Consider the following 24,510-nt stretch of genomic DNA (forward strand, 5'->3'; position numbering starts at 1 on the left):
GGGGATGGCGGTGGTGGACGGCACGGTGAGACGGTACCCGGCGGTGCCCTCAGGACGCGGCCAGCACCCGCCGGCCGAGCTCGACCACTGCTCGGCGGTGCCCTTCGGCGAGTTGGGCGTTCGGGTCGTGCCGCGCGGCGACGATCTCCCGCACCGGCCCGGCCAGGTCGGTCCAGTGCGCGGCGGCCAGTTCACCGGCCCGCGACTTGCCCACGATCTCGCCGGTGCGGATGGTGTGCCACAGCCGCGCGGGCCCCAAACCCAGCCACAGCACGCCATCCCGGAACACCGGACCGGTCGCCGCCGCCGCGTGGTCGAGCAGTGGCTGCCAGTACTCGCGCAGGTTCGTGCGGCAGTAGTCGGCGACTTCCGCCGCGGTGACGGGGAAGTGCGGGCGCGCGCCGCGCAATGTCCGGGAGTACAGGTTCAGCTGGTGGCGCAACACGGGCGTGAGTTGGGCGGGTGGGTCCGCGTGCAGTTCGCCGTCACGGGCCCACGGGCCGGGTTCGCCGTCGACCAGGTACGCCACGTCCAGCTCGGGCGTCAGCGCGGCGGACAGCGCCGCCAGGTCGGTCTCGGTGGGCGTGCGGGACAGCTCCACCACGAGGTCGAGGTCGGATCCCGGTGCGAGGTCGTCGAGCGTGGCGGACCCCACCACGTGCACCGCGACGACCAGGCCCGGGGCCGACCGGTCCAGCAGCGCCAAGTGCCCGGTCACTTCCGCTTGACGAGAGCCCACGCGGCCGGCAACAGGCCCGCCGCGAGCGCGATCTTCAGCGCGTCACCGAACAGGAACGGGGTCACGCCCAGCGAGAGCGCCTTGCCGAAGCTCACGTTGGCCGCCGCCATCAGCCACGGCACGCCGAACGCGTAGATCACCAGGTTGCCCACGGCCATCGTGCCGACCGTGCGCAACGGGGTGCGGTCGCCGCCGCGGCCGGCCAGGTGGCCCACCAGGACGCCGGCGAACACGAAGCCCACCACGTAGCCCAGCGACGCGGGCATCCCGGAGGACGCGCCCTGGAACCACGGCACCCCGGCCACGCCCGCGATCAGGTAGAGCACCATCGCCGCGCCGCCGCGCTGCCACCCGAGGGCCGCGCCGACCAGCAGGGCGGCGAACGTCTGGCCGGTGAGCGGCACCGGGCTGCCCGGCACGGGCAGGGCGATCTGCGCGGCCAGCCCGGTCAGGCCGGCGCCCGCGACGACCAGCGCGATGTCGCGGGCCAGCGCACCGGGGACCAGGTCGGCCAGCACGCGGCGGCCGTTGACGGCGAGGACGGACACAGGGACCTCCAGGGATCGACTCGGACCGAGGTTAACCAACGATCACTTCCCCGGTCTTTGTCGGAGGTCTACAAAGTCGCCCACGTCACGCCGGCGGTCCCGCACCGTGGAACTCCTCACCCGTGGAGGGCGACCTTTCCGCCCGGCCGCTCGGTGTTGCGGCGCGTCTTGGTCCAGCCGTCGCGTCCCGCATCAGCGTGCCGAGCAGCTGCATCCAACATGGGTGTCGAGGCTGAACCCCGTGCGCCACTCCGCCGTGAGCAGGTGCACGCCGAGTTCGAAGTTCTCCAGCAGCGACCCGCGCCACGGCTGCCCGGTCGGCGTCGGCGTGCCGGCCCATCCACAGCGCGACCGTGCGGTAGGCGTCGTTGAGGGCGTCGCAGTTGACGGTCCGGTCGTCGGAGTCGTCGTCGACGATCCAGACGTGCGCGAGCGGGAACGTGGTGCGCAGGTTAGGTCAGCAACGCGGCGCTCATCGTCAGGGCGAGGCCCTGGGTGAACCCGAGCACGTCGAGGCTCACGACGCCGCCGGACCGGCCCCGGACACCACCCCGCACGTCGGGGCGGCGGGTTCCCTGGGGCTGGCGCGTCATCGCCGGGTCGCCGGCCACGCGAACGCGACCAGCGCGGCCTCCGCCGTCCGGTAAGCGCGCTGCGCGACCACCAGCCCCACCGCCGCCACGGCCAGGGGCGCTATCCCCCGATCGAGACGTTCGGTCCGAGGCATGGCACACGCCGCTGAACAGGTTCCTTCATCCGACCGGGGGCCGCCCAATGGGGCTACCCGGAGGACATCGGCCCGGAAAGCGGTGATCCGCATCGCCGGATCGGGTGACAACGTGAAGTTCTTTCGACGTAGGGGCCGACTCTGGGTGGTCGTAGTTGGGCGGTTCGAGTGGAGGCCGTCCTCCTTTGCGGTCAGCACCCCTTAATCCGACGGGTGGAACGCCGATAGGGGCAAATGCTCGATCAGAGTGGTCGAGCCCTGTGGGGAAGGGAGTTCCATGCGCGTCCGAATGACGGGCCTGGCCGGACTGGTCGCCCTCGCGGCGCTCCTGGCCGGCGTCCCGCCCGCCGCCGCGGCCCCCGGCGACGCCTCCGCCGCCGGCGTGCGAGCGGGCCTGTCGCTGCTGGGCGGCGAGGCGCTCGCGGCCGGCCCGTTCGCCGCCGCGACCGCCGACGGGCCCACGACCGGCACGTTCGCCGGCGTCGCCCTGCCCGACCTGCTCGCCACGGGCGTGATCACCACCGCCGCGTCCCGCGACGAGGGCACCGGCGCGGTCGGGTCCCGGGCGAGCACCGCCGACGTGCGGCTGGACCTGCTGGCCTCGGTCACCGGCGGCATCTCCGCCACCGCCGTCGAAGCCGGGTGCTCGGCCACCCAGAAGGGCGTCGCCGGCACCACCGAGCTGGTCGGGCTCGACCTCGGCCGGCTCGGCGAGGTCGACGCCCGACCCGCGCCCAACACCGTTGTCGACGTCGAGCTGCTGGGCGTGGACATCGCCCGGATCGTGCTCAACGAGCAGACCGCCGACCCGGACGGCGGCCTGACCGTCAACGCCGTGCACCTGTCCCTGCTCGGCGGCGTGCTCGGCTCGATCGGCACCGGCGACGTGGTGCTGTCCTCGGCGACCTGCGGCCCGGCCGGCCTGCCGATCCCGGTGGCCTCCGGCGCGGGCCTGTGGATCGGGCTGGCCGGGCTCGCCGTGGCCGCCGTCCCGGTCACCGTGGTCGCGCTGCGCCGCGGCCGCGAGAACCCGGCGGTCTGAGGTGTACAAGGTGCTCGGGATCGCCGCCGGCACCGGCCTGGGCTCGCTCGCGATGACCGGCGCGGGCGTGACGCGGTGCGTGGCCGCAGGCGTGGTGTTGCCGGCGGGCGTGTTGCCGGCCCACGCCGCCCGTCGCCGCCGCGCCGCCCCGGGCGCCTGATGCGAGCGGTGTCCGGCCGCCGTGCCCCACCGGTATCGCGGGACACCGGACACCGCGGTCCCCAAGTCGACGCGCCGCGCGGTCCGCACCGCGGCGCCCCCTGCGACGAAGGAGCGATGTGAAGGAAGTACTGCTGCTCGCCGGCACCCGCCCCGAGGCGGTGAAGATCGCGCCGGTCGCCCTGGCGCTGGCCGACCACCCGGTGCTGCGCCCGCTGATCGTCCACAGCGGACAGCACGAGGGCCTGGTGGAACAGGCGCTCGGCGCGTTCGACCTCAAGCCCGACATCGTGCTGACCACCCCGCGGGTGACCGGCAGCCAGGCCGAGCTGGTCGCCGCGCTGGTGCCCGCGCTCGACCAGGTGCTCCGGGTGCGCGACCCGGCCGTCGTGCTGGTGCAGGGTGACACCACCACCGCGCTGGCCGGCGCGCTCGCCGCGTTCTGGCGCGGGATCCCGGTGGCGCACCTGGAAGCCGGGCTGCGCACCGGCGACCTGGCCGGGCCGTTCCCCGAGGAGGGCACCCGGCAGATGATCGCCCGGATCGCCGCGCTGCACCTCGCGCCGACCGACGACGCGGCCACGGCGCTGGTGGGGGAGGCGCTGCCGGCCGCCGAGATCGTGGTCACCGGCAACACGGTGGTGGACGCGGTGCGCCGGGTGGCCGCCGCCGCCCTGCCGGTGCGCGACCCGGCGCTGGCCGCGCTGGAAGCCGACCTCGACGCGACCGGTGACCGGCTGGTGCTGGTCACGGTGCACCGCCGGGAGTCCTGGGGCGCGCCGCTGGAACGCGTGCTGCACGCCGTGCGGGCGCTGGTCGACCGGCACCCCGACGTGCGGGTGCTGCTGCCCGCGCACCCGAACCCGGCGCTGCGCGCGACCGCCCGGCAGGTGTTGGGCGGTCACGCCCGGATCGTGGTCGGTGAACCCCTGGACTACCCCGACCTGGTGCGGGCCCTGCGCCGGTCCGCGCTGGTGCTCACCGATTCCGGCGGCATCCAGGAGGAGGCCCCGTCGTTCGGCGTGCCGGTGCTGGTGCTGCGCTCGGCCACCGAGCGGATGTCCGCCGTGGACGCCGGCTGCGCGTGGCTGGTCGGCACCGACACCACCCGGATCCTGGCCGAGGCGGGCTGGATCCTCGGGTCCCGGCTGCGGTTGCCGCCGGGGCGCAACCCGTTCGGCGACGGCCGGGCCGCGATCCGGGTGCGCGGCGCGCTGGAACGGCTGGTGGGCTCGCCCGCGCTCCTCGCGCCGCTCCCGGTGCGCGCCCGCCGGTGATGGCGCAGCGTGACCGCTCACTCGATCAGGTACTCAATTTCGCCCCGAGGGTGACATGTCGCAAGGCGGGGCAGCGCACGTCCCGTGCCGATCGATCATTCCGTGGGAACGCAATTCGAGAAGGGCACCCCATGAACCACATCCTCGCGCGCCGAGCCGGGGCGGTGGCCGCTGCGCTGGCGCTCTGCCTGGTCGGCGCGCCCGCCCAGGCGGCCACCCCGCCGGGCGTCGCGTCCGCCGGTTCGGCCGACTTCACGCGGGCGGGACGGCACGTCGTCGTGCCCGCGCTCGCGCCGTGCTCGGTCGGCGGGCCCACCACCGCCTCGTCGAGCGCGGTCGCCGAGGCGGGCATCCGGTTCGGCGCGGGCAGCTCCACCTGCACCACCACGGTGATCGACGCGCAGAACAACACCACCGAGACCAGGTCCTCCGCCCAGGGCGTCGACTTCGAGCTCTCGGCGCTGACGACCGCGGGCGGCGCGCGGCTCAAGGTCGGCCGCTGGCAGGTCTCCTGCACCGGCCGGGAGGACGGCACCGCGGCCGGCTGGGAGCTGGAGGGCCTCAGCGGGTTCCCGGGGCTGCCCAAGGACATCCCGGCGAACTACCGCTACGAGGTGAAGGGCTCGACCGGCGTGGTGCTGGCCGAGATCACCTTCAGCGAGGTCCTGCTGCCCGAGCCGAACGACGGCAGCCTGACCATGAACCTCATGCACCTGCGCTTCGCCGAGGCGTCCGGCGCCACCGGTGACGTCGTGGTCGGCGCGGCCTCCTGCTCACCGACCCCGTGACCCCGTCCCGGCCCCGCCCGTCGCGGCGGGGCCGGGTGTCCCGTCAGCCGGTCTGCGAGGCCGGTTCGTTCGGCCGGTTCGTTCGGCCGGTTCGTCCGGCCCGTTCGTGGGGCTGGGTGTCGGTTCGGCCGGTCTGCGGGGGCCGGGTCGGCGTGTGGCGCACCAGGCGGGGAGTGGGTCAGCCGACGTGCGGCGCGCCCTCCAGGGTGACGCCCGCCTCGCGCAGCCGGTCCAGCGCGGTGTCGACGGTCGCCCGCGCGACACCCGCCGTGAGGCCGAGCAGGACCGTGGTGGCGAAGCCCGCCGACGCGGCGTCGAGCGCGGTGGCCCGGACGCAGTGGTCGGTGGCGATCCCCACCACGTCCACCTGCTCCACCCCGCGCCGCCGCAACCAGTCCGTCAACGACTCGCCGCCGCCCGACGCGCCCTCGAAGCCCGAGTACGCCGCCGCGTAGGCACCCTTGGAGAACACCGCCTCCACCGGGGTCACGTCGAACTCCGGGTGGAACGACGCCCCGGCCGTGCCGGCCACGCAGTGCACCGGCCACGAGTCCACGAAGTCCGGCGTCGCACTGAAGTGGTCGCCCGGGTCCACGTGGTAGTCCCGGGTCGCCACGACGTGGTCGTAGCCGCCCGCCGCGACGTGCGACGAGATCGCCGCCGCCACCGCCGCGCCGCCCGGCACCGCGAGCGATCCGCCCTCGCAGAAGTCGTTCTGGACGTCCACCACGATCAGCGCCCTGGTCATGCGCACACCTCCTGCAACCTAGAGGAACGTCGTCGGGATCGCGGGCTCGCCGCGGGACAGCTTCAGGCCCTCCCACGGCACGGTGACCAGCGCGGCGCGCAGCCGTTCCCGGCTCTCCGCCAAGGTGTCCAACCCGTCGGCGCGCTGCCCGTCGCGCACCAGCGGCACCGGCAGCAGCCGGTCGTCGGGGCCCAGCTCGGGCGTCTGGGCGTTGGGGAACACGACCTCTTCCAACGCCGTCCCGGTGTCCTTGTGCCGCCGCAGCGCGTTCTTGCGCCCGCCGCGGGACTCCTTGTGGGAACTGCGCTTCGCGACCGGCCGGCCGGCCACCTCGACCAGCTTGTAGACCATGCCCGCGGTCGGCGCGCCGGACCCGGTGACGACCGACGTGCCGACGCCGTACGCGTCCACGGGCTCGGCGCGCAGCGCGGCGATCGAGTACTCGTCCAGGTCGCCGGACACGACGATCCGGGTGTTCTTCGCGCCCAGCGAGTCGAGCTGGTCGCGCGCCTGCCGGGCCAGCACGCCCAGGTCGCCGGAGTCGATCCGGACCGCGCCCAGCTCCGGCCCGGCCACCTCGACGGCGGTCTTGATGCCCGCGGTGATGTCGTAGGTGTCCACCAGCAGTGTGGTGCCCGCGCCCAGGGCGTCCACCTGCGCCTGGAAGGCCTCTTCCTCGCTGTCGTGCAGCAGGGTGAACGCGTGCGCGCAGGTCCCGGCGGTCGGGATGCCGTGCCGCCGGGCGGCCTCCAGGTTCGAGGTCGCGGTGAAGCCCGCCAGGTACGCGGCGCGCGCCGACGCGACGGCGGCGTCCTCGTGCGTGCGGCGCGACCCCATCTCGATCATCCGCCGGCCGTTGGCGGCACCGACCATGCGGGCCGCGGCGGACGCGATCGCGCTGTCGTGGTTGAGGATCGACAGGGCCAGCGTCTCCAGCACCACGCCCACGCCGAACGAGGCCCGCACGGACAGGATCGGCGAACCCGGGAAGTACAGCTCGCCCTCCGGGTACCCGTCGACGTCGCCGGTGAACCGGTAGTCCGCGAGCCACGAGAGCGTGGCGTCGTCCACCACGTTCGTCCGCTCCAGCAGCTCCAGCTCCGCCTCGCCGAACCGGAACGCCTCGATCGCGTCCAGCAGCCTGCCGGTGCCCGCCACCACGCCGTAGCGCCTGCCCTCGGGCAGCCTGCGGGCGAACACCTCGAACACGCACGGACGGTCCGCGGTGCCGTCGCGCAACGCCGCGGCGAGCATCGTCAACTCGTAGTGGTCCGTGAACAGCGACGTCGACATGAGGTCAAAGCCTAGGCTCGACGGGGCCGTTGCCGCAGGAGGTGGACCTATGGGCTCCGCCACGCAGGGGAACATGACACCATTGGCGGTATGACCACGCCCGTCGAGCATGAGCGGACGCAGGTTGACCCGGCGCCCGAGGAGGTCCGCACCGAGGACCGCCCTTGGCAGACGCTGGTCTGGAACGACCCGGTGAACCTGATGTCCTACGTGACGTACGTGTTCCAGAAGCTGTTCGGCTACAGCCGCGACCACGCGACGAAGCTGATGCTGGACGTCCACCACAAGGGCCGGGCGATCGTGTCGTCCGGGTCCAAGGACAAGATGGAGGCCGACGTGGCTAAACTGCACGCGGCCGGGCTCTGGGCGACCATGCAGCGTTCGTCGTGAAGAAGTGGACCCGCTCCGGCGACGTCGTGCTGGGTCGGTTCGACCGGCAGGAGGCCGCGGTCGTGCGCGGCCTGGTCAGCCAGATCCAGGACATGCTGCTGGCCCGCGCCGAAGAGGCCCCGCAGGACGAGCTGGCCGAGCTGACCGGGATCAGGACCGGTTCCTCGACCCCGCCGGACGACCCGATCCTGGGCCGGCTGCTGCCCGACTTCCACCGGCTCGACCCGGACGCGCCCGACCCGTCCGAGGTCGACTCGGCCAACGCCCTGCGCTCGCTGCACGAACCCGAGCTGCTCGACCACAAGAGCGGGGTCGCCGCGGTGGTGCTGGAGACGTGCCCGCCCGACGGCGGCGAGGTGCGGCTGCGGCTGGAGCAGGCCGAGGCGTGGCTCTCGGCGCTCAACGACGTGCGGCTGGCCCTGGGCACGGCGCTGGACGTGCAGGACGACATGCCCGACGAACTGCCGTCGGACGACCCGAGGTCGCCGCACCTGGGCGTCTACCACTGGCTGACCTGGGTGCAGGAGACCCTGGTCGAAGCCGTGATGGACTGATGCCCGCCGGCCTGCTGCTCGGTCGCGGGCCCGGGGTGGCGGTGCTGCTCGCGCCCGAGGGGGCGGTGGCCGGCGTCGACGTCCGGGGCGCGCCGTGGGGGACCCGCGAGCTGGACCTGCTCGACCCGTCCACCCTGGTCCAGCGGGTGCACGCGGTCGTGCTGGCCGACGGCCCGGCGTCGGTCGGCGGCGTGGTCCGGTGGCTGGCGGAGCGGCACTTCGGGTTCCCGGTGGGACGTGCCCCGCACGAGGTGGTGCCGATCGTGCCCGCCGCCGCAGTGGGCCGTAACCCGGATGACCTGGGTTTTTCGGCGTGCGAGGCGGCGGGGCCGGTGGAGCCGGGCGCGCTCGTGGTGGTGGGGGAGACCGTCGCGGCGTTGGTCGTGGTCGACGCCGAGTTGGACAAGGCCGCGTGCCGCCGGGTCGCGATGTCCGCCCACGACGGTCTGGTCCGCGCCGGGCTGCACCTGCCCGCGACGGTGTTCGCCGTGGCCACCGGGGTCCCGACCGGCACGAGCCTCAACGACCTGTGCGCCGTGGCCGCCGACCAGGTGGCCGAGGGTGCCCGCTGACCTGCCCGATCGCAGGTGGTCGCACTGCCGCCGGCCGGTCGGGCCGCGCCCCGACCACGGGTGCAAGTGCGGGTTCTCACACACCGGGACGACTTCCGCCACCACGTAGGATGAGGGCGTGCTGGTGATTCGCCGTGACCTCGTCGACGCGATGGTGGCGCACGCCCGTCGCGACCACCCCGACGAGGCGTGCGGGATCATCGCGGGCCCCGAGGGCTCCGACCGCCCCGAGCGGTTCATCGCGATGGACAACGCCGAGCGCTCGCCGACGTTCTACCGGTTCGACTCGGCCGAGCAGCTCCGGGTGTGGCGCGAGATGGACCGCGCGGACGAGGTGCCGGTGGTCGTCTACCACTCGCACACCGCCACCGAGGCGTACCCCTCGCGCACGGACGTCTCCTACGCCAGCGAGCCCGACGCCCACTACGTCCTGGTGTCCACCAAGGACCCGGAGCAGCACGAGCTGCGCTCCTACCGGATCGTGGACGGCGTCGTGACCGAAGAACCGGTCGAGGTCGTCGAGTCGTACATGTTCGCGCACAACGGCGCGGACGACACGCCCGACTGCCGCTGAAGCGCCGTCGCCCGCCACATCTCCCGATATCCGGCTCCTCTCGGAGGTTCCAGCATGTCCGTCACCGTCTCCATCCCCACGATCCTGCGCACGCACACCGCTGGGCAGAAGTCCGTGGAGGCCGCGGGTACCACGCTCGCGCAGGTCATCGACGACCTGGAGGCCAACCACGGTGGCTTGAAGGCGCGCCTGGTCAAGGAAGGCGCGCTGCACCGCTTCGTCAACGTCTACGTCAACGACGAGGACGTCCGCTTCGCGGGCGGGCTCGAAGCGGCGGTCAAGGACGGCGACACGGTCACGATCCTCCCGGCCGTCGCGGGCGGCTGAGCCATGGCTCGGTACGAGTCGCTGCTGGACGCGGTCGGCGGCACGCCCCTGGTGGGCCTGCCCCGGCTGTCGCCCTCGAAGGACGTCCGGCTGTGGGCGAAGCTGGAGGACCGCAACCCGACCGGCTCCATCAAGGACCGCCCGGTCCTGATGATGATCGAGGAGGCCGAGCGGTCCGGGCGGCTCACCCCCGGCTGCACCATCCTCGAACCGACCTCGGGCAACACCGGCATCGCGCTGGCGATGGCCGCCAAGCTCAAGGGCTACGGCCTGGTGTGCGTGATGCCGGAGAACACCTCGACCGAGCGCAAGCAGCTCCTCCAGGCCTACGGCGCGCGGATCGTGTTCTCGCCCGCCGCCGGCGGCTCCAACCAGGCGGTGGCGCGGGCCAAGGAACTGGCCGCGCAGAACCCCGACTGGGTGATGCTCTACCAGTACGGCAACCCGGCGAACGCAGGCGCGCACTACCACGGCACCGGCCCTGAGATCCTCAAGGACCTGCCGACCATCACGCACTTCGTGGCCGGCCTGGGCACCACCGGCACGCTCGTCGGCGTCGGCCGCTACCTGCGCGAGCAGAAGCCCGGCGTGCAGATCATCGCCGCCGAACCGCGCTACGGCGAGCTGGTCTACGGCCTGCGCAACCTCGACGAGGGCTTCGTGCCCGAGCTGTACGACGCGGAAGTACTCACCGGCCGCTACTCGGTCGGCTCGTACGACGCGCTGCGCCGCACCCGGCAACTGCTGGAGGTGGAGGGCATCTTCGCGGGCATCTCCACCGGCGCGATCCTGCACGCCGCGCTGGCCGCCGCCGAGAAGGCCGTGATCAAGGGCGAATCGGCCGACGTGGCGTTCGTGGTCGCCGACGCGGGGTGGAAGTACCTGTCTACTGGGGCTTATGCGGGGACGCTGGACGAGGCGGCCCAAAGACTTGATGGTCACCTCTGGGCTTGAGGGAGGTGTTGGATTGCCGCGACTCCGTCGCGGCGGGCTCGGCCGCCTGGAAGTCGGCTCATCGCACCGTTTTCAGCCCGATCGGTAAAGCGTGATCGGGCTGAAAACGGTGCGACAAGCCGACGCGGCCTCGCGTGGTGGTCCCGTTTGGAGGATGGGTGACTACGAACGGGCCGGGGGGGACGAAAAACGGGGCCGGGGGACTGAAAGCTGGCCGGGGGGCTAAAAGCTTGCTTGGGGCTGAAAGGCTTGCTGGGTCCTGAAAGCTTGCTTGGGGTTAGGGGGCTGCTACTCGGCCCTTGGGGGTGATCTTGCCTGGGCAGAGGTGCTTGGCTTTGAGGCCCTTGACGATCTGGGGGACCGCGTCGACGGTGGTCTGGTAGCCGTCGTGCATCAGGATGATGTCGCCGGACTTCGCGGCGGTGGCGGAGCGGACGATCGCCTCGGTCGGCACGCCGCTCCAGTCGACGGTGTCGACGGTCCACAGCACTTCGGTCAGGCCCTGGCGGCGTGCTTCGGCGCGCACGGCGTCGTTCGTGTCGCCGTAGGGCGGGCGGAACAGGGTCGGCGTGCGTCCGGTGGCTTCGCGCAGCACGTCCTGGGTCCGGGAGAGTTCCGCGGTCAGCTCGGTCGGCGGGAGGGTGGTCAGGGCGGGGTGCGACCAGGAGTGGTTGCCCAGCCAGTGGCCCGCCCGCACGGTCTCGCGCACCAGGTCCGGCCGCTCCTCGGCGCGCGCCCCGACGTCGAAGAACGTCGCCCTGGCGCGGGCGGCTTTCAGCGCGGCCAGCAGCGGGCGGACGAAACCGGGGTTGGGGCCGTCGTCGTAGGTGAGCGCCACGTACCCGGAACAGCCGGGTGCGGCATTCGCCGGAACGACCGGTGCGACGAACAGCAGCGCGATCACCAAGAGGGTTCTCGACAGCATCCACTACTCCCTAGGGGACGGGCGGCCTGCGGTCCCACTATCGGTTCACCGGACGTGAGCCGACAACGGTTTCCCTTCGTTCTGCAACTTGCCGCTGTCGTGTTGGGCCGGATGAAAAGCCGTGGTCGTCCGTTCGGTGCTATCCGGCCCGTCCGAGGTGTTCCTACGATTCGGACGACCAGGGCCCGACTACCCGGTGGTGTGTGAATTGAGCCTGTCCGAACCGGACCGCGAACTGCTCGCCCGCGCGCTCGCGGTGGCGCGTGCGCACAGCCGCTGGCGGCACCACACGGTGGCCGCCGCCGCGCGGTCGGTGGACGGGCGCGTGTTCACCGGGCTCAACGTCTTCCACTTCGCCGGCGGCCCGTGCGCGGAACTCGTGGTGATCGGCGCGGCGGCGGCCGAGGGCGTCTACGACCTGGACACCGTGGTGGCCGCCGACGCGACGGGCGTGGTGCCGCCGTGCGGGCGCTGCCGCCAGGTGCTCTCCGACCTGGTGCCGGACGTGACGGTGCTGGTCACCGAGACCGAGAAGGTCCCGGTCGGCACCCTGCTCCCGAGGGCTTACCGCTGGTCGGAGCACCTGTCGACGCTGGAGCAGCGCCGCCGTCAGTGAGGGCGGGCGACGAGGTCGCGGACCAGGGCCAGCTCGCGCACCACCTGGTCGCGGGGCAGCGGGTCCAGCGCCACCTCGTCACCGGACTCGATCGGCCCGGTCGCGTACACCCGCACCGGCTCGTCCTTGTGCGGGCCCTGGAGGATCACCGTCACGGTCGTCCGGTCGACCGGGTTCAGCACCCGGTGCAGGACGTCCGAGGCGAGGAAGTAGCTGCTGCCCGCGGTCAGCTCGGCGTCGAAGCCGCAGCGCAGCCGGGCCGGGCCGGTGGGCTCCAACGAGTAGCTGGAGCTGCCCCGGTGGCCGTGGTAGCGGAAGCCCTCGAACTCCTCGCCGCGCTCGTCGGGCCGGTACTGCTGGAACCGGTAGCCGCCCACCAGGATCGCCGAGGCGAAGTCCCAGCGGTGGTCGTGCACGTTCTCCGCGGTGGGTGCCGATCCGGGTGCGGGCCGCCACACGTGCAGCCGGAGCCGGAACTCCTCCCCGGCCAGCAGGACGATCTTGAGGAAGCCGTTCGGGTGCCGGTAGGCGTGGTCGGGCAGCTCGCCCGCCGAAGCCCGCGCCAACACGCGGTCCAGGAATCGCGGGTGCGCCACCCGGCGCACGCAGTCGTGCAGCGCGTGGTCGTCGCCCGCCCGGTGCGCGGCGACGAACCCGGCGATCTCGCGGGACAGTTCCATGGAATACCGCCGTCCTCTTCTAGCCGAGGGCGATGTGCGCGTTCCGGAACAACGGTTCGCCGGTCACCTCGCGGAGCACCGGCAGGAATTCCGGCAGGAGTACCGCGTCGTCTTCCCGGTCCACTTGGACTTCGAGCAGCCAACAGGTCCGGCGGGCCGGCTCGAGGATGTGGTCCACCTCATACAATCGTCCCGTCCAGTGGAATGTCCGGCGGATTTTCCGGACGACCTGCCGGGAGTCGTCCCGGTCGGCCCGCAGCCGTTCGTACTCGGCCCGGTCCACGCCCACCTCGTCGACCATGCGCACGCCCGGCCGCAGTGTCCGCAGGTGGGCGTACTCGTAGCTGGTCAGGCCGTTGCCGGTGCGCCGGCGGATCCGCTTCTCCTCCACTTCGGTGACCCGCAGGTAGACCTGTTCGAACTCGATCCGGCCGACCGCCGATCCGGCCAATGCGGACCAATCAGGTTCCGCGCCGAGGAGGAACTTGCGTTCGATCTCGACCGACACCGGACCCCCGGTTGATGCATTCGAGTGAACCTCGTCCATTGATATTGCCAGGTCCGGCCCGAGCGCTTTCCGCAATATTGCCGTTAGTCGGCTGCTATCGTGCCGCCATGCAATTGACGGTGCTCGGGTGCTCGGGTAGCGCACCGGGTCCTGATCTGCCCACTTCGGGGTACCTCGTCGAAGTGGCCGGGGTCCGGATCGCGGTGGAACTCGGTGGCGGCGTGTTCGGCGCGCTCCAGCGGCGGTGCGACCCGTTCACGCTCGACGCCGTGCTGCTGTCGCACCTGCACCTCGACCACTGCGCGGACTTCAGCGCGCTCACCACCTACCTGCGCGCCCACCCGGCCCCGCCCGCGTCGTTCGGCCGGCTCCCGGTGTTCGCCCCGCCGCACGCGCCCGACCGGCTGGCCGCCGCGCACGCCGCGTCGGAGGAGGAACTGGCCACCCTGCGCCTGGCGGACACGTTCGACTTCGTGCCGCTGGCCGCCGGCACCTTCCACGTCGGCCCGGTGACCGTCGAGGTGGCCGCCATGCGGCACATCTGCGAGGCCTACGCGTTCCGCATCTCGCACGGCGACACGTCCCTGGTGTTCACCGGCGACACCGTGCCCTGCCCGGAACTGGTCGCCCTGGCCCGAGGCGCGGACCTGCTGCTGGCCGACGCGGCATGGCGGGAACAGGCCGGGCGCGCCAACTACCTGCACATGAGCGGCCGGGAGACCAGCGTCGTGGCCACCGAGGCCGGCGTCGGCCGGCTGGTGCTCACGCACGTCCTGCCGTGGTCGGACCGCGACGGCGTGCTGGCCGACGCGACCGAGGCGTTCGCCGGCCCGGTCAACCTCGCCCGACCGGGCGACGTCTACCAGGTCCGGGTGACCCAGGAGGCCGACACCGCCTGAGGCGCGCTACCCCGCGAACGCGGTCGACGGCCGGCCCTCGCCCACGCCCGGCAGCACCAGCACGGAGCCCGCCAGCTCGCTCAACGCGTCACCGGACAGCCCGACCCGCGCGGTCGTCACGTACAGGTCGGTGAAGTCCTGGCCCCCGAACGCGCACGCGCTCGGCTGGCCCACCGGCAGCTCGACCTCGGTGTCGATCCGCCCGTCCGGCGTGTACCGGCGCACCGCCGCGCCACCCCACAGCGCCACCCAGACCGCGCCCGACGCGTCCACGCACAGCCCGTCCGGCAGCCCGCGGTCCACCTCGACGAGCGTGCGGCGGTTCGTGGCGTCGCCGGTGTCGCGGTCGAAGTCGAGCACGTCGATCCGGCGGGTGGCCGAGTCGACGTAGTACATCAGCGTCCCGTCCGGGCTCCAGTCGATGCCGTTGCTGCACGTGACGTCGCCCAGCACGACCTTCGCGTCCCCGGTCGGGGCGACCCGGGCCAGCCAGCCGCCGGGGTCCTCGTCGTAGCGGGTGGTCCCGGCCCACAGCCGGCCCGCCGGGTCGACCGCCGCGTCGTTGCCGCGCACGCCGTCGCGCGCCCAGTAGACCAGCCACGTCTTCGCGCCGTCCCGGTCGACCAGCGCCACCCCGTCGCGCAGGTTGAGCACCAGCCCGCCCCTGGTGCGCGGCTTGGCCGCGCCGACGTGCTGCGGCACGTCGAGCACCGCGTCCTCGTCCCGGCCCGGCGAGTACCGGTGCACCTGGCTCGCGAGGATGTCCACCCAGACGAGGGTCCCACTGCCGTGGTCCCAGGTGGGTGATTCGCCCAACTCGGCCTCGGTGCGCACGGCGACTTCGATCGACACCGGCACAGCCTAGGCCCGGCGCACCGGGAAGTACCGCAGGCGCACCCCCTGACCTCGGAACTCGACCGTCTCGCAGAGCGCCTCGACCGTGACCCGGCGCGCGCGGTCGTCACGAATCCGCGCCCTGCGACCGCCCCTTCACCCGTAACCTGAAGTCGTGGATCCCACGGTTGTGTCGCCGGCCCCGCCCACCCGGTCGCCGGCCAAGCGCGTCATCCCGCCGAACCCGCTGCTGTCGGCGGCGGTCGTGGCCGGGTTCGTCGCCCTGTTGTTCGTCGTCGAGGGCATCGACACGGCCCTGGGCGGCAGCCTCGACCACGACGGCGTCATCCCCCGCGACTTCACCGAGTGGGACAACATCCTCTGGGCGCCGGTGCTGCACGGCGGCTGGGAGCACCTGACGGGCAACGCGCTGCCGCTGCTCGTCCTCGGGTTCCTGGCCACCTCCGGCGGCCTGAAGCAGTTCTTCCAGGTCACCGCCGTGATCTGGCTGACCGACGGCCTGGGCGTGTGGCTGGCCGGCTCACCCGGCAGCCACATCGGCGCGTCCGGCCTGATCTTCGGCTACCTGGTGTTCCTGCTGGTGCGCGGCGTGTTCGCGCGCGCCACGGCACAGGTCGTGGTGGCCCTGGCGGTGTTCGCGGTCTACGGCGCGATGCTGTGGGGCGTGCTGCCCGGCCAGCCCGGCATCTCCTGGGAGAGCCACCTGTTCGGCGCGCTCGGCGGCGTGCTCGCGGCCTGGGGCGTCGCCCGGGACCACCACCGGGCCGCCGCCGCGTGACGTCCGCGAACGCGCCGATCGGCATCTTCGACTCCGGGGTGGGCGGCCTGACCGTCGCCCGCGCGATCATGGACCAGCTGCCCGAGGAGAGCATCCGCTACGTGGGCGACACGGCCAACGCCCCGTACGGCCCGCGACCCATCGCCGAGGTGCGCGAGCTGACCCTCCGACACCTCGACCGGCTGGTCGAGGACGGCGCGAAGCTGCTGGTGATCGCCTGCAACACGGCGTCCTCGGCGTGCCTGCGCGACGCCCGCGAGCGCTACGACGTGCCGGTCGTGGAGGTGGTGCTGCCCGCCGTCCGGCGCGCGGTCGCCACCACCCGCACCGGCAAGGTCGGCGTGATCGGCACGGTCGGCACCATCGGCTCCGGCGCGTACCAGGACTCGTTCGCCGCCGCCCCCGACATCGAGGTCACGGCGGTCGCCTGCCCGCGGTTCGTGGACTTCGTGGAGCGCGGCACCACCTCCGGCCGCCAGGTGCTCGGCCTCGCCCAGGCCTACCTGGAGCCGTTGCAGCGCGCCGAGGTCGACACGGTCGTGCTCGGCTGCACCCACTACCCGTTGCTGACCGGTGTCATCCAGCTCGCCATGGGCGACCGGGTGACGTTGGTCTCCAGCGCCGAGGAGACGGTGAAGGACGTGGTCCGGGTGCTGACCGACCTCGACCGGTTCCGCTCCGGCGACCCGGACCTGCGGTTCTCCAGCACCGGCCCGGCCGACCTGTTCGCCCGGTTGGCGCACAGGTTTCTGCCTCGGCTGGAAAACGCGTCTTTCCACCCGCACGAATGATTTGGCACTCTCCAACGGTGCTGTTGACCATCCTCGGCTGCTCGGGCAGCCTGCCGGGGCCGGACGGCCCCGCATCCGGCTACCTCGTCGAGGCGGACGGCTACCGTCTCGGGCTCGAACTCGGCAACGGTGTGCTGGCCTCGCTGCAAGCGCACTGCGACCCGTTCTCGCTGGACGCGCTGCTGTTCTCGCACCTGCACCCGGACCACTGCGCCGACTTCACCACGCTCGCGGTGATGCGCCGCTACCACACCCACCCACCGCACGACACGACCGAGCGCAAGCTCCCGGTGCACGCGCCCTCCGAAGCGCCCCGGCGCTTCGCCCGCGCCTACGCCGAGAACGCGGAGGAACTGCGCACCGCCGACCTGTCGGACGTGTTCGAGTTCCACGCCTTGGGCGCCGAGCCGTTCCGGGTCGGCCCGTTCGAGATCACCGCCGCCCGGGTCGACCACCCCGGCGAGGCGTACGGGTTCCGCATCGCCACCGAGAACGCGGCGCTCGCGTTCACCGGCGACAGCGGCCCGTGCGCCGCGCTGGGCACTCTCGCCCACGGCGTCGACGTGCTGCTGTCCGAAGCGACGTGGACGCACGCCGACGACCGCCCGCCGGGCACCCACCTGTCCGGCGTGCAGGCGGGCGACCTGGCCGCCGCGGCGGGCGCGGGCCGGCTGCTGCTGACCCACGTCGCGCCGTGGACCGACCCGGAGGCGGTGCTCGCCGAAGCCCGCGGCCGGTACGCCGGGCCCGTCGAACTCGCACGTCAGGGCCACAAGTACGCGGTTGACGAGCCGGTCGTCCGGGTAATCGGCGGACATGGCAACTGATGTCGTCGACCTGATCCTGGCCGACCACCGCCGGTTCGAGGAGCTGTTCCGCGAGCTGCGGGACCGCTCCGCGGACCGCGCCGCCCGGCTCGGCGAACTGGCCGCCCTGCTGGTGGCGCACGCCGAGGCGGAGGAGTCCGAGGTCTACCCCGCGCTCAAGCGGTACAAGAAGGTGGACAACGACGAGGTCGACCACGGCGAGGAAGAGCACGCCGAGGGGCACCAGGCGCTGCTGGCGCTGATGGAGGTGACGGACCCGGAGACCGAGGAGTGGGAGTCGAAGCTGGAGGAACTCGTCGAAGCGCTCAACCACCACGTGGACGAGGAGGAGCGGACGCTGCTCAACGACGCGCGCGAACAGGTCGCCGACGACCGCCGCACCGAGCTGGGCAAGGCGTTCGCGGAGGCGCGCCAGGCCCTGCTGGACGACGACTGCGGTGACCTGGAGTACGTGCGCCGGATCGCCAGGGCCACCGCCGACCGGATCGACTAACGTCGGTCGGGTGTCGAACGTCGAGGTGCGCAAGGTCGGTCAGCACGAGTTCGTGGCCACGAACGACCGCGGTGCCTCGGTGCCGATCGGGCGGGCGGGCGCGCAGGGCTCGTTCAGCCCGGTGGAGCTGCTGCTGGCGGCGATGGCGGGCTGCGCGGTGGTGACCGTGGAGACGCTGGTCCACCGGCGGGTCGGCGAAGGTCTGTCGGCGCGGGCCGACGACGTGCGCCCGGAAGGCGCGCACGAGCTGCACGAGGTGCCGGTGACCCTGGAGTACGACGTGTCGGCGTTGACCGACGAGCAGCGCGCAGCGCTCGACGTGACCGTCCGGCGGGCCATCGACCAGTTGTGCACCGTCTCCCGGACCCTCCAGAAGGCCCCGCCGACCCCGCTGCACCTGCCCGGCTAACCGGGCAGCGGCGTGCGCGGGTCGCGCTGCACGGCCTTGAGCCACCACTCGGGCGGGGCGGGGCTGCGCACGTCGGCCGTGGGTTGGTCGGGGTGCAGCCCCAGCCGCCACAGCGCGTCGGCCCGGACCCGGACGGCGACCCACCCGCGCCAGCAGCCGTCCGGACCGACGCCGCAGGCCAGGTCCCAGCGGACCTCGTCGTCGCGGAACGGCAGCCAGTCGACGCCGCGCTCGCGCAGTCAAGCGCGCGTGGCCATCGCCGGCGCGGGGCGGCCCGGCAGGTTCTCGTAACCGATGACGGCGATCCACTCGGCACCCGGCGCGTCCACGGCGTCCATGGTGCCGGGTGGCCGGCCGCAGGTCACGCCGTTTCGCGGCTAGCTCTGGCCGACGCCGTCCCACACGGCCGTCGACCCGCTGTGCCCGATGCGCACGGTCTGCACGGTCACCGCCGCGCCGGCCGCGACCACCAGCACCGCCACCACGACCAGGATCCGCCGCCACGTCTTGGGCACGGCGGTGTCGTCCGCCGCGGCGGCGCGCTCCCGGTCGGCCAGCCGACCGGCGACCAGCAGCGCCACCACCAGCACGCCGAAGCCGAGCGCGAACGGCAGCAGGTCGTTGCCGAGTTCGGCGTGTCGCGCGATCAACGGGTTGCCCAGGGCCGCCATGCGCTCGTTGAGCAGCTCGCCCGCCTTCTGCGCGGGCAGCACCGAGCCGACGCCCAGCAGCGTGATCCCCAGCAACGGCCACGCGTAGCGCTGACGCCACTTCGGCACCACCGCCAGCGCGGCCGCTGCCACGGCGGACAGCGGGAGGAGCACCACCACGGCGTGCACCAGCAGCGGGTGCGCGGGAAGTCCGAAGATCGTCGAAAGGCCGTCTGCGAGTGCCATGCCTCTCCCTACGCCAGTGGGACGTCCCCAGGTTCAGCGCCTTAGGGTAGTGCCGTGCTGAGAACCGATGGCAGGAACGACGACGTACTGCGCGACATCCGGATCACCCGCGGCTACCAGCAGTGGCCGGCGGGCTCGGTGCTGATCGAGTTCGGCAACACGCGCGTGCTCTGCGCGGCCAGCGTGACCGAAGGTGTCCCCCGGTGGAGGTCGGGCTCGGGTCTCGGCTGGGTGACCGCCGAGTACGCGATGCTGCCCAGCGCCACCCACAGCCGCAGCGACCGCGAGTCCGTGAAGGGCCGGATCGGCGGACGCACCCACGAGATCTCCCGGCTGATCGGCCGGTCGCTGCGCACGTGCATCGACCTGGCCGCGCTGGGCGAGAACACGATCGTGATCGACTGCGACGTGATCCAGGCCGACGGCGGCACCCGCACCGCGGCCATCACCGGCGCGTACGTGGCGCTGGCCGACGCCATCACGTGGCTCGGCGCGGCCGGCCGGCTGGCCGACCCCCAACCGCTGTCGTGCGCGGTGTCGGCGGTGTCGGTGGGCGTCGTGGACGGCCGGGTGCGCCTGGACCTGCCGTACGAGGAGGACTCGCGCGCCGAGGTCGACATGAACGTGGTCGCCACCGACGCGGGCACCCTGATCGAGATCCAGGGCACCGGCGAGGGCGCGACGTTCGCGCGGTCCACTCTGGACAAGATGCTCGACCTGGCGCTGCAGGGCTGCGCCGAGCTCAACCGCGTGCAGTCCGAAGCGCTGGCCCAGCCCTACCCCGGCGTGCTCCCCGAACCGAAGGGCCGCAAGAAGTGAAGGTCCTGCTCGCGTCCCGCAACGCCAAGAAGCTCGGCGAGCTGCGCCGGATCCTGGTGGCCGAGGGCCTGTCCGGGATCGAGGTCGTCGGCCTGGCAGACGTCCCGGAGTTCCCCGAGGCCCCGGAGACCGACCCGACCTTCGAGGGCAACGCCCTGGCCAAGGCCCGCGACGCCTTCGCCGCCACCGGCCTGCCGGCCGTGGCCGACGACTCCGGCATCGAGGTCGACGCCCTCAACGGCATGCCCGGAGTCCTGTCGGCTCGCTGGTCGGGAGCCCACGGCAACGACGCCGCGAACCTCCAGCTGGTCCTGGGTCAACTCCGCGACGTCCCGGACGAGCGCCGGGGCGGAGCGTTCGTCTGCACGGCGGCCCTGGTGGCGGCCGACGGCGTGGAGGTGGTGGTCCGCGGCGAGTGGCGAGGCACGATCCGCCGCGAACCCGCCGGCACCAACGGTTTCGGCTACGACCCGATCTTCCAGCCCGAGGGCCAGGACGTCACGTCGGCCGAACTGTCCCCGGAGGACAAGGACAAGCTCTCCCACCGAGGCCGAGCCCTGCGCCTACTGCTGCCCCACCTGAGGGAACTCGCTCAGGGAAGGTAGCGGACCTTGACGTTCGGACCGGGCTCATCGAGCCCGGTGTGCCGGTCCGAACGCCACAAGGCCAACGACACATCATGTCCCGCAACGGGCTCAGGTCCGATCAGCGGGCGGCAAGCGGTCGGCCGGGTGATCGGGTGGTCAGGTCGTCGCGGCGGCCGAGACGACGCCGACACCGGCCGCGATGAGGGCCATGCCGGCCAGCGTGGCCGGGCCGATCGGGTCGGCGAACAGGACGCGGCCGGCCACGGCGACCAGCGCGATCCCGCCGCCGGCCCAGACCGCGTAGGTGATGGCCACCGGCAGCCCGAGTCGGATCACCTGGGATTCCAGGTAGAACGCCGCCGCGTAGCCGACCAGCAGGCCGAGGGTGGGCAGGAGTCTGGTGAAGCCGTCGGAGGCTTTCAGGCACAGCGTCGCGAAGACCTCGAACACGATGGCGAGGCCGAGCAGTGTCCACTTCAGCATTTCGGGTGTCCCGAGAACGGTGTTCGGTTGTGGGCGCGGGCGGATCAGCCCGGCGTCAACCGCCGCGAGCGGGGAAGTGGACCCGGAGGACGAACTTGGAGCGGGGAGCGTCGGGTGTCGTCGCGCGACACACGGATATCACCCTTACGGAGGTCTGAGCGGCCCGAGCGGCCTGGCCTCGACCTCCAGTCTACCCGCCACCGCGCCCGCACCGGGCGGACCGGGCGCGGGCGCGGTGGGCGTGGGAAGGGTCAGGCGGGCAGTTCGCGCAGCAGCTTCGCCACGTGACCGGTCGCGCGGACGTTGTACATCGCCTTCGCGACCTTGCCCTCGGCGTCGACGAGGAAGGTCGAGCGGATGACGCCCATGACCGTCCGGCCGTAGTTCTGCTTCTCGCCGAACGCGCCCCACTCGGCCAGCACCTTGCGGTCCACGTCGGACAGCAGCGGGAAGTTCAGGCCCTCCGCCTCGGCGAACTTGGCCAGCTTCTCCGGCTTGTCCGGCGAGATGCCCACGACGTCGTAGCCCGACGTCGCGAGGTCGCCGATGCTGTCGCGGAAGTCGCACGCCTGCTTGGTGCAGCCCGGCGTCCCGGCGGCCGGGTAGAAGTAGACGACCACCGAACGACCCAGGTAGTCGGAAAGCGAGACGGACTTGCCCTCGCTGTCGGGCAGCGTGAACGCCGGGGCCTTGTCACCGGGGGACAGGCGCTTCTGCTCGGTCATGGCGCAAACGCTACAGCCCACACCCGACAGTCCCCGGCCGACGCCGGCGGTCGACGTCCACCCGCTGATGGCGAGGGCGGGGCGGAATCGCGTGGTGCTGCCGGCCCCCGGCGCGGGATCGTGTGACGCTGCTCGCCTCGGCGCGGGATCGCTCCGCGACCGGCCACCAAGCGCCCGGCGAGGTCGTGCGGCCCGGACGGGCGGGGCCGTCACGGTGGTGGCCAAGGCCGGGGCGAGCCGGCAGGCGACCGGCTCGTGCCGCGAGGCCAAGGCCGGGCGAGCCGGGCGAGTCGTGCGCTTCGTGGCGCCGGTGGGTCAGGCGATGCCCTCGAACGTGGCGCTGGGGTCCTGGCCGGCGCCGTTGGGCTCGATCACCAACTGCATCCGGACCTGGTTCTCGGGCACGGCGAACGCCAGGGTCAGCATGGTTTCGCCGCCGGGCGGGACCTCGGTCACCGCGGCTCCCAGGCCGTTGAGGCCCTGTACCGAGTCGAGCACCTCGGCGGCCGGTTCGCCGCCGACCAGGGCGCGGACGGTGAGTTCGCTGGTGCGATAGGTGGTGCCGGTGCCGTTGACCAGGGTCAGCACGAACGCGGTGGTGCGCGCCGCCTTCGGGAACGAGGTGTCGCTCGGCTTGAGCGACTTGGCCGGCGAGACCGTGATGGACAGCCCGTCGGACCAGACCCGGCGCGAACCGAACGCGGCGGAGTCGGCCGCGGGCGGCGCGTTGTTCGGGTTGTCGTGGGTGCTGGAGGTCGTCTCGGGGACGGACGACTCGGACAGCGCGGAGTGGTCCGCGCATCCTGCCAACGCCCCCGCCAGGCACAGGCCGACGGCCAGTCTGGCGAACTTCACGAACCTCCCCTTCCCGCCCCGGCGGTGGGCTAGCGGCGACTCCCACCACCATGACGGCGCACGGGGGTGCTCGGGGACGGATCGGGGGGCTTGATTCGCACCTGGTGCCGGCCTGTGGCCAAGCCGTGATGCCCGGCCGCCGCCCGCGTGGGCGGCGCCACACTTTCGGCGGCGCTGCCCACGCGGACCGCGGCGGCGTCCGATCGGGCGGGACTCGCCACCCGGAAGTAGGGAGCGCGTCGGGGGGCCTGCGCGCTCAACAGGATCATCGCGCGCTGGCGCCCGGTTGCTACACCTCGACTTCAGTCTTCACTCGTTCGGATGAACCCGAGCTGGCGGCGAGTTCCGCGAGCAACTCGTAGGACCGCAGCCGATCAGACTGGTCGGCGACCATCGTGGTGACCATCAGCTCGTCGGCCAGCGTGTCGGCGAGGAGCTGTTCGAGCTGGTCACGAGCCGTCTTCGGGTCGCCGATGACCTGCGAGTCCAGCCGGTCGCGGATGATCAGCCGGTCGATGTCGGTGTACGGGTGGTCGGCGGCCTCCTGCGGCGTCGCCAACGGCCCCGGCCGGTTCTGCCGGAGGCGGAGGAAGGCCAGCGCCTGCGGCGCGGCGATCCACCGGGCGTGCTCCTCCGTGTCGGCGATGATCGCCGAGGCGCACACCATGGCGTGCGGCTCGGCCAGGACGGCGGAGGGTTGGAAGCGCTCGCGGTAGAGCCGCAGCGCCGGGATGGTGTTCTCCGCGCTGAAGTGGTGGGCGAACGCGAACGGCAGCCCGAGCAGGCCCGCGACCTGCGCGCTGTAGCCGCTGGAGCCGAGCAGCCAGACCGGCGGCTTGTTGCCCTGGGCGGGCACGGCGGAGAGCGCCTCGGTGCCGTCGAAGTAGCCCATCAGCTCGGAGAGCTGCTGCGGGAAGTCGTCCACCGACAGCGGCCCCTCGGTGCGTCGCAGGGCGCGCGCGGTCCGCTGGTCGGTGCCCGGCGCACGGCCGATGCCCAGGTCGATCCGGTCGGGGTGCAGGGCGGTGAGCGTGCCGAACTGCTCGGCGACGACCAGCGGCGGGTGGTTGGGCAGCATCACACCGCCCGACCCGACCCGCAGCGTGCTCGTGGCCGCGGCGACGTGACCGATCAGGATCGCCGGGGACGAGCTGGCGATCCCGGGCATGTTGTGGTGCTCGGCCAGCCAGAAGCGGTGGTAGCCGAGCTGCTCGACGTGCTGCGCCAACTCCCGGGTGTGCGCCAGGGCGGTCCGCGCATCCGTCGCCGTCGTGACCGGCGCGAGGTCTAGGACGGACAACGGGACGTCACGAAGTCGACTCATACCTCCCATCAACGCCCACCGATACAGATGCCTTCCTCATGTGACCCACCGCACCGCCCTGATGCCAAGGACGCCAAGGACGCCACAGCGGTACGCGCTGCCGGGATGCGGCAGGGCGCGGCAGGGCGCGACAAGGGCGCGGCAGGGCGCGACGCACGGGCCCCGGCCCGGACTTCAACCACCGCCGGGTAGAGCCACGCCCGTCCGGACCTCGGCCCGCACCCGAGGCCCGTCCGGCCCCTGGCACCCCTCAGGCGGTCGCGAACCATCGCGTCGGCGGCGGTCCACAGGCGCTGGCCGCCGGCAGTGCGGGGGCACCCGAGCGCCCTGACCGTCGACGTCGGCCGT

The 24,510-nt window shown here is 72.8% G+C and carries 33 protein-coding genes; 19 read left to right on the top strand and 14 right to left on the bottom strand.

The window, feature by feature from the left end; all coding sequences use genetic code 11:
* Window positions 1–49 precede the first annotated feature (49 nt).
* The 3 genes from BN6_RS05675 to BN6_RS46485 all read right to left on the bottom strand — a co-directional run bounded on the left by BN6_RS05675 (window position 50) and on the right by BN6_RS46485 (window position 1,880).
* Window positions 50–718, bottom strand: coding sequence for a nucleotidyltransferase domain-containing protein (locus tag BN6_RS05675; protein ID WP_041312040.1), 669 nt, complete (start codon window positions 716–718; stop codon window positions 50–52).
* Window positions 715–1,287, bottom strand: a complete 573-nt coding sequence (locus BN6_RS05680) for a biotin transporter BioY (RefSeq protein ID WP_041312044.1) — start codon at window positions 1,285–1,287, stop codon at window positions 715–717. Before BN6_RS05680 ends, BN6_RS05675 begins: the two co-directional genes overlap by 4 nt.
* Window positions 1,288–1,739: 452 nt before the next feature.
* Entirely contained in the window at window positions 1,740–1,880 is a 141-nt protein-coding gene (locus BN6_RS46485) for a hypothetical protein (protein WP_158509348.1), read from the bottom strand.
* Between the two features lie 411 nt (window positions 1,881–2,291).
* Here BN6_RS46485 and BN6_RS05685 point away from each other — a divergent pair, with 411 nt between their 5' ends.
* The 4 genes from BN6_RS05685 to BN6_RS05695 all read left to right on the top strand — a co-directional run bounded on the left by BN6_RS05685 (window position 2,292) and on the right by BN6_RS05695 (window position 5,280).
* Window positions 2,292–3,056, top strand: coding sequence for a choice-of-anchor P family protein (locus BN6_RS05685; protein WP_015098594.1), 765 nt, complete (start codon window positions 2,292–2,294; stop codon window positions 3,054–3,056).
* 10 nt (window positions 3,057–3,066) lie between these two features.
* On the top strand, window positions 3,067–3,216 hold the full coding sequence (locus tag BN6_RS44790; protein ID WP_015098595.1) for a hypothetical protein: 150 nt from the start codon (window positions 3,067–3,069) through the stop codon (window positions 3,214–3,216).
* 118 nt (window positions 3,217–3,334) lie between these two features.
* Window positions 3,335–4,492 (top strand): non-hydrolyzing UDP-N-acetylglucosamine 2-epimerase, encoded by a 1,158-nt coding sequence (wecB, locus tag BN6_RS05690; protein WP_015098596.1) that lies wholly within the window; start codon window positions 3,335–3,337, stop codon window positions 4,490–4,492.
* 131 nt (window positions 4,493–4,623) lie between these two features.
* Entirely contained in the window at window positions 4,624–5,280 is a 657-nt protein-coding gene (locus tag BN6_RS05695; RefSeq protein WP_015098597.1) for a hypothetical protein, read from the top strand.
* Window positions 5,281–5,458: 178 nt separating this feature from the next.
* Here BN6_RS05695 and BN6_RS05700 read toward each other — a convergent pair whose 3' ends face one another.
* Both BN6_RS05700 and BN6_RS05705 read right to left on the bottom strand, forming a co-directional pair.
* Window positions 5,459–6,028 carry an isochorismatase family protein gene (locus tag BN6_RS05700; protein WP_015098598.1) on the bottom strand — a complete coding sequence of 190 codons (570 nt, stop codon included), beginning with the start codon at window positions 6,026–6,028 and terminating at the stop codon, window positions 5,459–5,461.
* Between the two features lie 18 nt (window positions 6,029–6,046).
* On the bottom strand, window positions 6,047–7,321 hold the full coding sequence (locus BN6_RS05705; protein WP_041312047.1) for a nicotinate phosphoribosyltransferase: 1,275 nt from the start codon (window positions 7,319–7,321) through the stop codon (window positions 6,047–6,049).
* 90 nt (window positions 7,322–7,411) lie between these two features.
* Between BN6_RS05705 and clpS the strand changes: the two genes are divergently transcribed.
* The 6 genes from clpS to BN6_RS05735 all read left to right on the top strand — a co-directional run bounded on the left by clpS (window position 7,412) and on the right by BN6_RS05735 (window position 10,692).
* Complete coding sequence (clpS, locus tag BN6_RS05710; protein ID WP_015098600.1) at window positions 7,412–7,711, top strand: ATP-dependent Clp protease adapter ClpS; 300 nt, start codon at window positions 7,412–7,414, stop codon at window positions 7,709–7,711.
* Window positions 7,708–8,265, top strand: a complete 558-nt coding sequence (locus BN6_RS05715; protein ID WP_015098601.1) for a DUF2017 domain-containing protein — start codon at window positions 7,708–7,710, stop codon at window positions 8,263–8,265. Before clpS ends, BN6_RS05715 begins: the two co-directional genes overlap by 4 nt.
* Window positions 8,265–8,837 carry a P1 family peptidase gene (locus BN6_RS05720; protein ID WP_063641786.1) on the top strand — a complete coding sequence of 191 codons (573 nt, stop codon included), beginning with the start codon at window positions 8,265–8,267 and terminating at the stop codon, window positions 8,835–8,837. The genes BN6_RS05715 and BN6_RS05720 overlap by 1 nt, the downstream gene beginning before the upstream one ends.
* A gap of 118 nt (window positions 8,838–8,955) precedes the next feature.
* Window positions 8,956–9,411 carry a Mov34/MPN/PAD-1 family protein gene (locus BN6_RS05725; RefSeq protein ID WP_015098603.1) on the top strand — a complete coding sequence of 152 codons (456 nt, stop codon included), beginning with the start codon at window positions 8,956–8,958 and terminating at the stop codon, window positions 9,409–9,411.
* 54 nt (window positions 9,412–9,465) lie between these two features.
* Entirely contained in the window at window positions 9,466–9,738 is a 273-nt protein-coding gene (locus BN6_RS05730; protein WP_015098604.1) for a MoaD/ThiS family protein, read from the top strand.
* 3 nt (window positions 9,739–9,741) lie between these two features.
* Window positions 9,742–10,692 (top strand): PLP-dependent cysteine synthase family protein, encoded by a 951-nt coding sequence (locus BN6_RS05735; RefSeq protein WP_015098605.1) that lies wholly within the window; start codon window positions 9,742–9,744, stop codon window positions 10,690–10,692.
* 277 nt (window positions 10,693–10,969) lie between these two features.
* On the opposite strand, the gene BN6_RS05740 is transcribed toward BN6_RS05735, so the two are convergent.
* Complete coding sequence (locus tag BN6_RS05740) at window positions 10,970–11,617, bottom strand: polysaccharide deacetylase family protein (RefSeq protein WP_015098606.1); 648 nt, start codon at window positions 11,615–11,617, stop codon at window positions 10,970–10,972.
* Between the two features lie 199 nt (window positions 11,618–11,816).
* On the opposite strand from BN6_RS05740, the gene BN6_RS05745 reads away from it, so the two are divergent.
* Entirely contained in the window at window positions 11,817–12,233 is a 417-nt protein-coding gene (locus BN6_RS05745; RefSeq protein ID WP_408005282.1) for a cytidine deaminase family protein, read from the top strand.
* Here the strand turns inward: BN6_RS05745 and BN6_RS05750 are convergent.
* Entirely contained in the window at window positions 12,227–12,913 is a 687-nt protein-coding gene (locus BN6_RS05750) for a hypothetical protein (RefSeq protein ID WP_015098608.1), read from the bottom strand. The two genes, BN6_RS05745 and BN6_RS05750, sit on opposite strands and share 7 nt — an antisense overlap.
* Window positions 12,914–12,932: 19 nt before the next feature.
* On the bottom strand, window positions 12,933–13,421 hold the full coding sequence (locus BN6_RS05755; protein WP_015098609.1) for a CYTH domain-containing protein: 489 nt from the start codon (window positions 13,419–13,421) through the stop codon (window positions 12,933–12,935).
* A 107-nt stretch (window positions 13,422–13,528) separates the two neighbouring features.
* Between BN6_RS05755 and BN6_RS05760 the strand changes: the two genes are divergently transcribed.
* Entirely contained in the window at window positions 13,529–14,320 is a 792-nt protein-coding gene (locus BN6_RS05760) for an MBL fold metallo-hydrolase (protein ID WP_015098610.1), read from the top strand.
* A gap of 6 nt (window positions 14,321–14,326) precedes the next feature.
* Here BN6_RS05760 and BN6_RS05765 read toward each other — a convergent pair whose 3' ends face one another.
* Entirely contained in the window at window positions 14,327–15,172 is an 846-nt protein-coding gene (locus BN6_RS05765) for an SMP-30/gluconolactonase/LRE family protein (RefSeq protein ID WP_148302747.1), read from the bottom strand.
* A 157-nt stretch (window positions 15,173–15,329) separates the two neighbouring features.
* Between BN6_RS05765 and BN6_RS05770 the strand changes: the two genes are divergently transcribed.
* Genes BN6_RS05770 through BN6_RS05790 form a run of 5 tightly spaced genes read left to right on the top strand, consistent with a single transcriptional unit; the run spans window position 15,330 to window position 18,473 of the window.
* On the top strand, window positions 15,330–15,953 hold the full coding sequence (locus BN6_RS05770; protein WP_015098612.1) for a rhomboid family intramembrane serine protease: 624 nt from the start codon (window positions 15,330–15,332) through the stop codon (window positions 15,951–15,953).
* Entirely contained in the window at window positions 15,950–16,744 is a 795-nt protein-coding gene (gene murI, locus BN6_RS05775) for a glutamate racemase (protein ID WP_015098613.1), read from the top strand. The genes BN6_RS05770 and murI overlap by 4 nt, the downstream gene beginning before the upstream one ends.
* A gap of 17 nt (window positions 16,745–16,761) precedes the next feature.
* Window positions 16,762–17,571, top strand: coding sequence for an MBL fold metallo-hydrolase (locus BN6_RS05780; protein ID WP_041312054.1), 810 nt, complete (start codon window positions 16,762–16,764; stop codon window positions 17,569–17,571).
* The gene (locus BN6_RS05785) at window positions 17,561–18,064 is read left to right on the top strand and encodes a hemerythrin domain-containing protein (protein WP_015098615.1); all 504 of its coding nucleotides are present in this window, start codon (window positions 17,561–17,563) and stop codon (window positions 18,062–18,064) included. Before BN6_RS05780 ends, BN6_RS05785 begins: the two co-directional genes overlap by 11 nt.
* Window positions 18,065–18,074: 10 nt before the next feature.
* Window positions 18,075–18,473, top strand: a complete 399-nt coding sequence (locus BN6_RS05790; RefSeq protein ID WP_041312057.1) for an OsmC family protein — start codon at window positions 18,075–18,077, stop codon at window positions 18,471–18,473.
* A 377-nt stretch (window positions 18,474–18,850) separates the two neighbouring features.
* Here BN6_RS05790 and BN6_RS05795 read toward each other — a convergent pair whose 3' ends face one another.
* Entirely contained in the window at window positions 18,851–19,369 is a 519-nt protein-coding gene (locus BN6_RS05795; RefSeq protein ID WP_015098618.1) for a DUF2231 domain-containing protein, read from the bottom strand.
* Between the two features lie 54 nt (window positions 19,370–19,423).
* On the opposite strand from BN6_RS05795, the gene rph reads away from it, so the two are divergent.
* Both rph and rdgB read left to right on the top strand, forming a co-directional pair.
* Window positions 19,424–20,188, top strand: coding sequence for a ribonuclease PH (gene rph, locus BN6_RS05800; protein WP_015098619.1), 765 nt, complete (start codon window positions 19,424–19,426; stop codon window positions 20,186–20,188).
* Window positions 20,185–20,793: an RdgB/HAM1 family non-canonical purine NTP pyrophosphatase gene (gene rdgB / locus BN6_RS05805; RefSeq protein WP_015098620.1), complete on the top strand. Its 609-nt coding sequence runs from the start codon at window positions 20,185–20,187 to the stop codon at window positions 20,791–20,793. Before rph ends, rdgB begins: the two co-directional genes overlap by 4 nt.
* A 138-nt stretch (window positions 20,794–20,931) precedes the next feature.
* Here rdgB and BN6_RS05810 read toward each other — a convergent pair whose 3' ends face one another.
* The 4 genes from BN6_RS05810 to BN6_RS05825 all read right to left on the bottom strand — a co-directional run bounded on the left by BN6_RS05810 (window position 20,932) and on the right by BN6_RS05825 (window position 24,162).
* Window positions 20,932–21,258, bottom strand: a complete 327-nt coding sequence (locus tag BN6_RS05810) for a DMT family transporter (RefSeq protein WP_015098621.1) — start codon at window positions 21,256–21,258, stop codon at window positions 20,932–20,934.
* Between the two features lie 251 nt (window positions 21,259–21,509).
* Window positions 21,510–21,983, bottom strand: a complete 474-nt coding sequence (gene bcp / locus BN6_RS05815) for a thioredoxin-dependent thiol peroxidase (RefSeq protein WP_041312060.1) — start codon at window positions 21,981–21,983, stop codon at window positions 21,510–21,512.
* A gap of 315 nt (window positions 21,984–22,298) precedes the next feature.
* Window positions 22,299–22,838, bottom strand: coding sequence for a hypothetical protein (locus tag BN6_RS05820; protein WP_015098623.1), 540 nt, complete (start codon window positions 22,836–22,838; stop codon window positions 22,299–22,301).
* Between the two features lie 289 nt (window positions 22,839–23,127).
* Window positions 23,128–24,162, bottom strand: a complete 1,035-nt coding sequence (locus tag BN6_RS05825) for an LLM class flavin-dependent oxidoreductase (protein ID WP_041312062.1) — start codon at window positions 24,160–24,162, stop codon at window positions 23,128–23,130.
* Window positions 24,163–24,510: the final 348 nt, after the last annotated feature.

It is taken from the genome of Saccharothrix espanaensis DSM 44229 (genome assembly GCF_000328705.1).
GTDB classification, from domain to species: Bacteria; Actinomycetota; Actinomycetes; order Mycobacteriales; family Pseudonocardiaceae; genus Actinosynnema; species Actinosynnema espanaense.

Bases quoted from the DNA above. Each gene is read 5' to 3' on its own strand.
- BN6_RS05795 (WP_015098618.1), bottom strand. From the start codon at position 19,369: ATGGCACTCGCAGACGGCCTTTCGACGATCTTCGGACTTCCCGCGCAC.
- BN6_RS05785 (WP_015098615.1), top strand. From the start codon at position 17,561: ATGGCAACTGATGTCGTCGACCTGATCCTGGCCGACCACCGCCGGTTC.
- BN6_RS05825 (WP_041312062.1), bottom strand. From the start codon at position 24,162: ATGAGTCGACTTCGTGACGTCCCGTTGTCCGTCCTAGACCTCGCGCCG.
- clpS (WP_015098600.1), top strand. From the start codon at position 7,412: ATGACCACGCCCGTCGAGCATGAGCGGACGCAGGTTGACCCGGCGCCC.
- BN6_RS05705 (WP_041312047.1), bottom strand. From the start codon at position 7,321: ATGTCGACGTCGCTGTTCACGGACCACTACGAGTTGACGATGCTCGCC.
- BN6_RS46485 (WP_158509348.1), bottom strand. From the start codon at position 1,880: ATGACGCGCCAGCCCCAGGGAACCCGCCGCCCCGACGTGCGGGGTGGT.
- BN6_RS05750 (WP_015098608.1), bottom strand. From the start codon at position 12,913: ATGGAACTGTCCCGCGAGATCGCCGGGTTCGTCGCCGCGCACCGGGCG.
- BN6_RS05735 (WP_015098605.1), top strand. From the start codon at position 9,742: ATGGCTCGGTACGAGTCGCTGCTGGACGCGGTCGGCGGCACGCCCCTG.
- BN6_RS05720 (WP_063641786.1), top strand. From the start codon at position 8,265: ATGCCCGCCGGCCTGCTGCTCGGTCGCGGGCCCGGGGTGGCGGTGCTG.
- BN6_RS05740 (WP_015098606.1), bottom strand. From the start codon at position 11,617: ATGCTGTCGAGAACCCTCTTGGTGATCGCGCTGCTGTTCGTCGCACCG.
- BN6_RS05700 (WP_015098598.1), bottom strand. From the start codon at position 6,028: ATGACCAGGGCGCTGATCGTGGTGGACGTCCAGAACGACTTCTGCGAG.
- BN6_RS05685 (WP_015098594.1), top strand. From the start codon at position 2,292: ATGCGCGTCCGAATGACGGGCCTGGCCGGACTGGTCGCCCTCGCGGCG.
- BN6_RS05730 (WP_015098604.1), top strand. From the start codon at position 9,466: ATGTCCGTCACCGTCTCCATCCCCACGATCCTGCGCACGCACACCGCT.
- bcp (WP_041312060.1), bottom strand. From the start codon at position 21,983: ATGACCGAGCAGAAGCGCCTGTCCCCCGGTGACAAGGCCCCGGCGTTC.
- BN6_RS05695 (WP_015098597.1), top strand. From the start codon at position 4,624: ATGAACCACATCCTCGCGCGCCGAGCCGGGGCGGTGGCCGCTGCGCTG.
- BN6_RS05760 (WP_015098610.1), top strand. From the start codon at position 13,529: ATGCAATTGACGGTGCTCGGGTGCTCGGGTAGCGCACCGGGTCCTGAT.
- BN6_RS05810 (WP_015098621.1), bottom strand. From the start codon at position 21,258: ATGCTGAAGTGGACACTGCTCGGCCTCGCCATCGTGTTCGAGGTCTTC.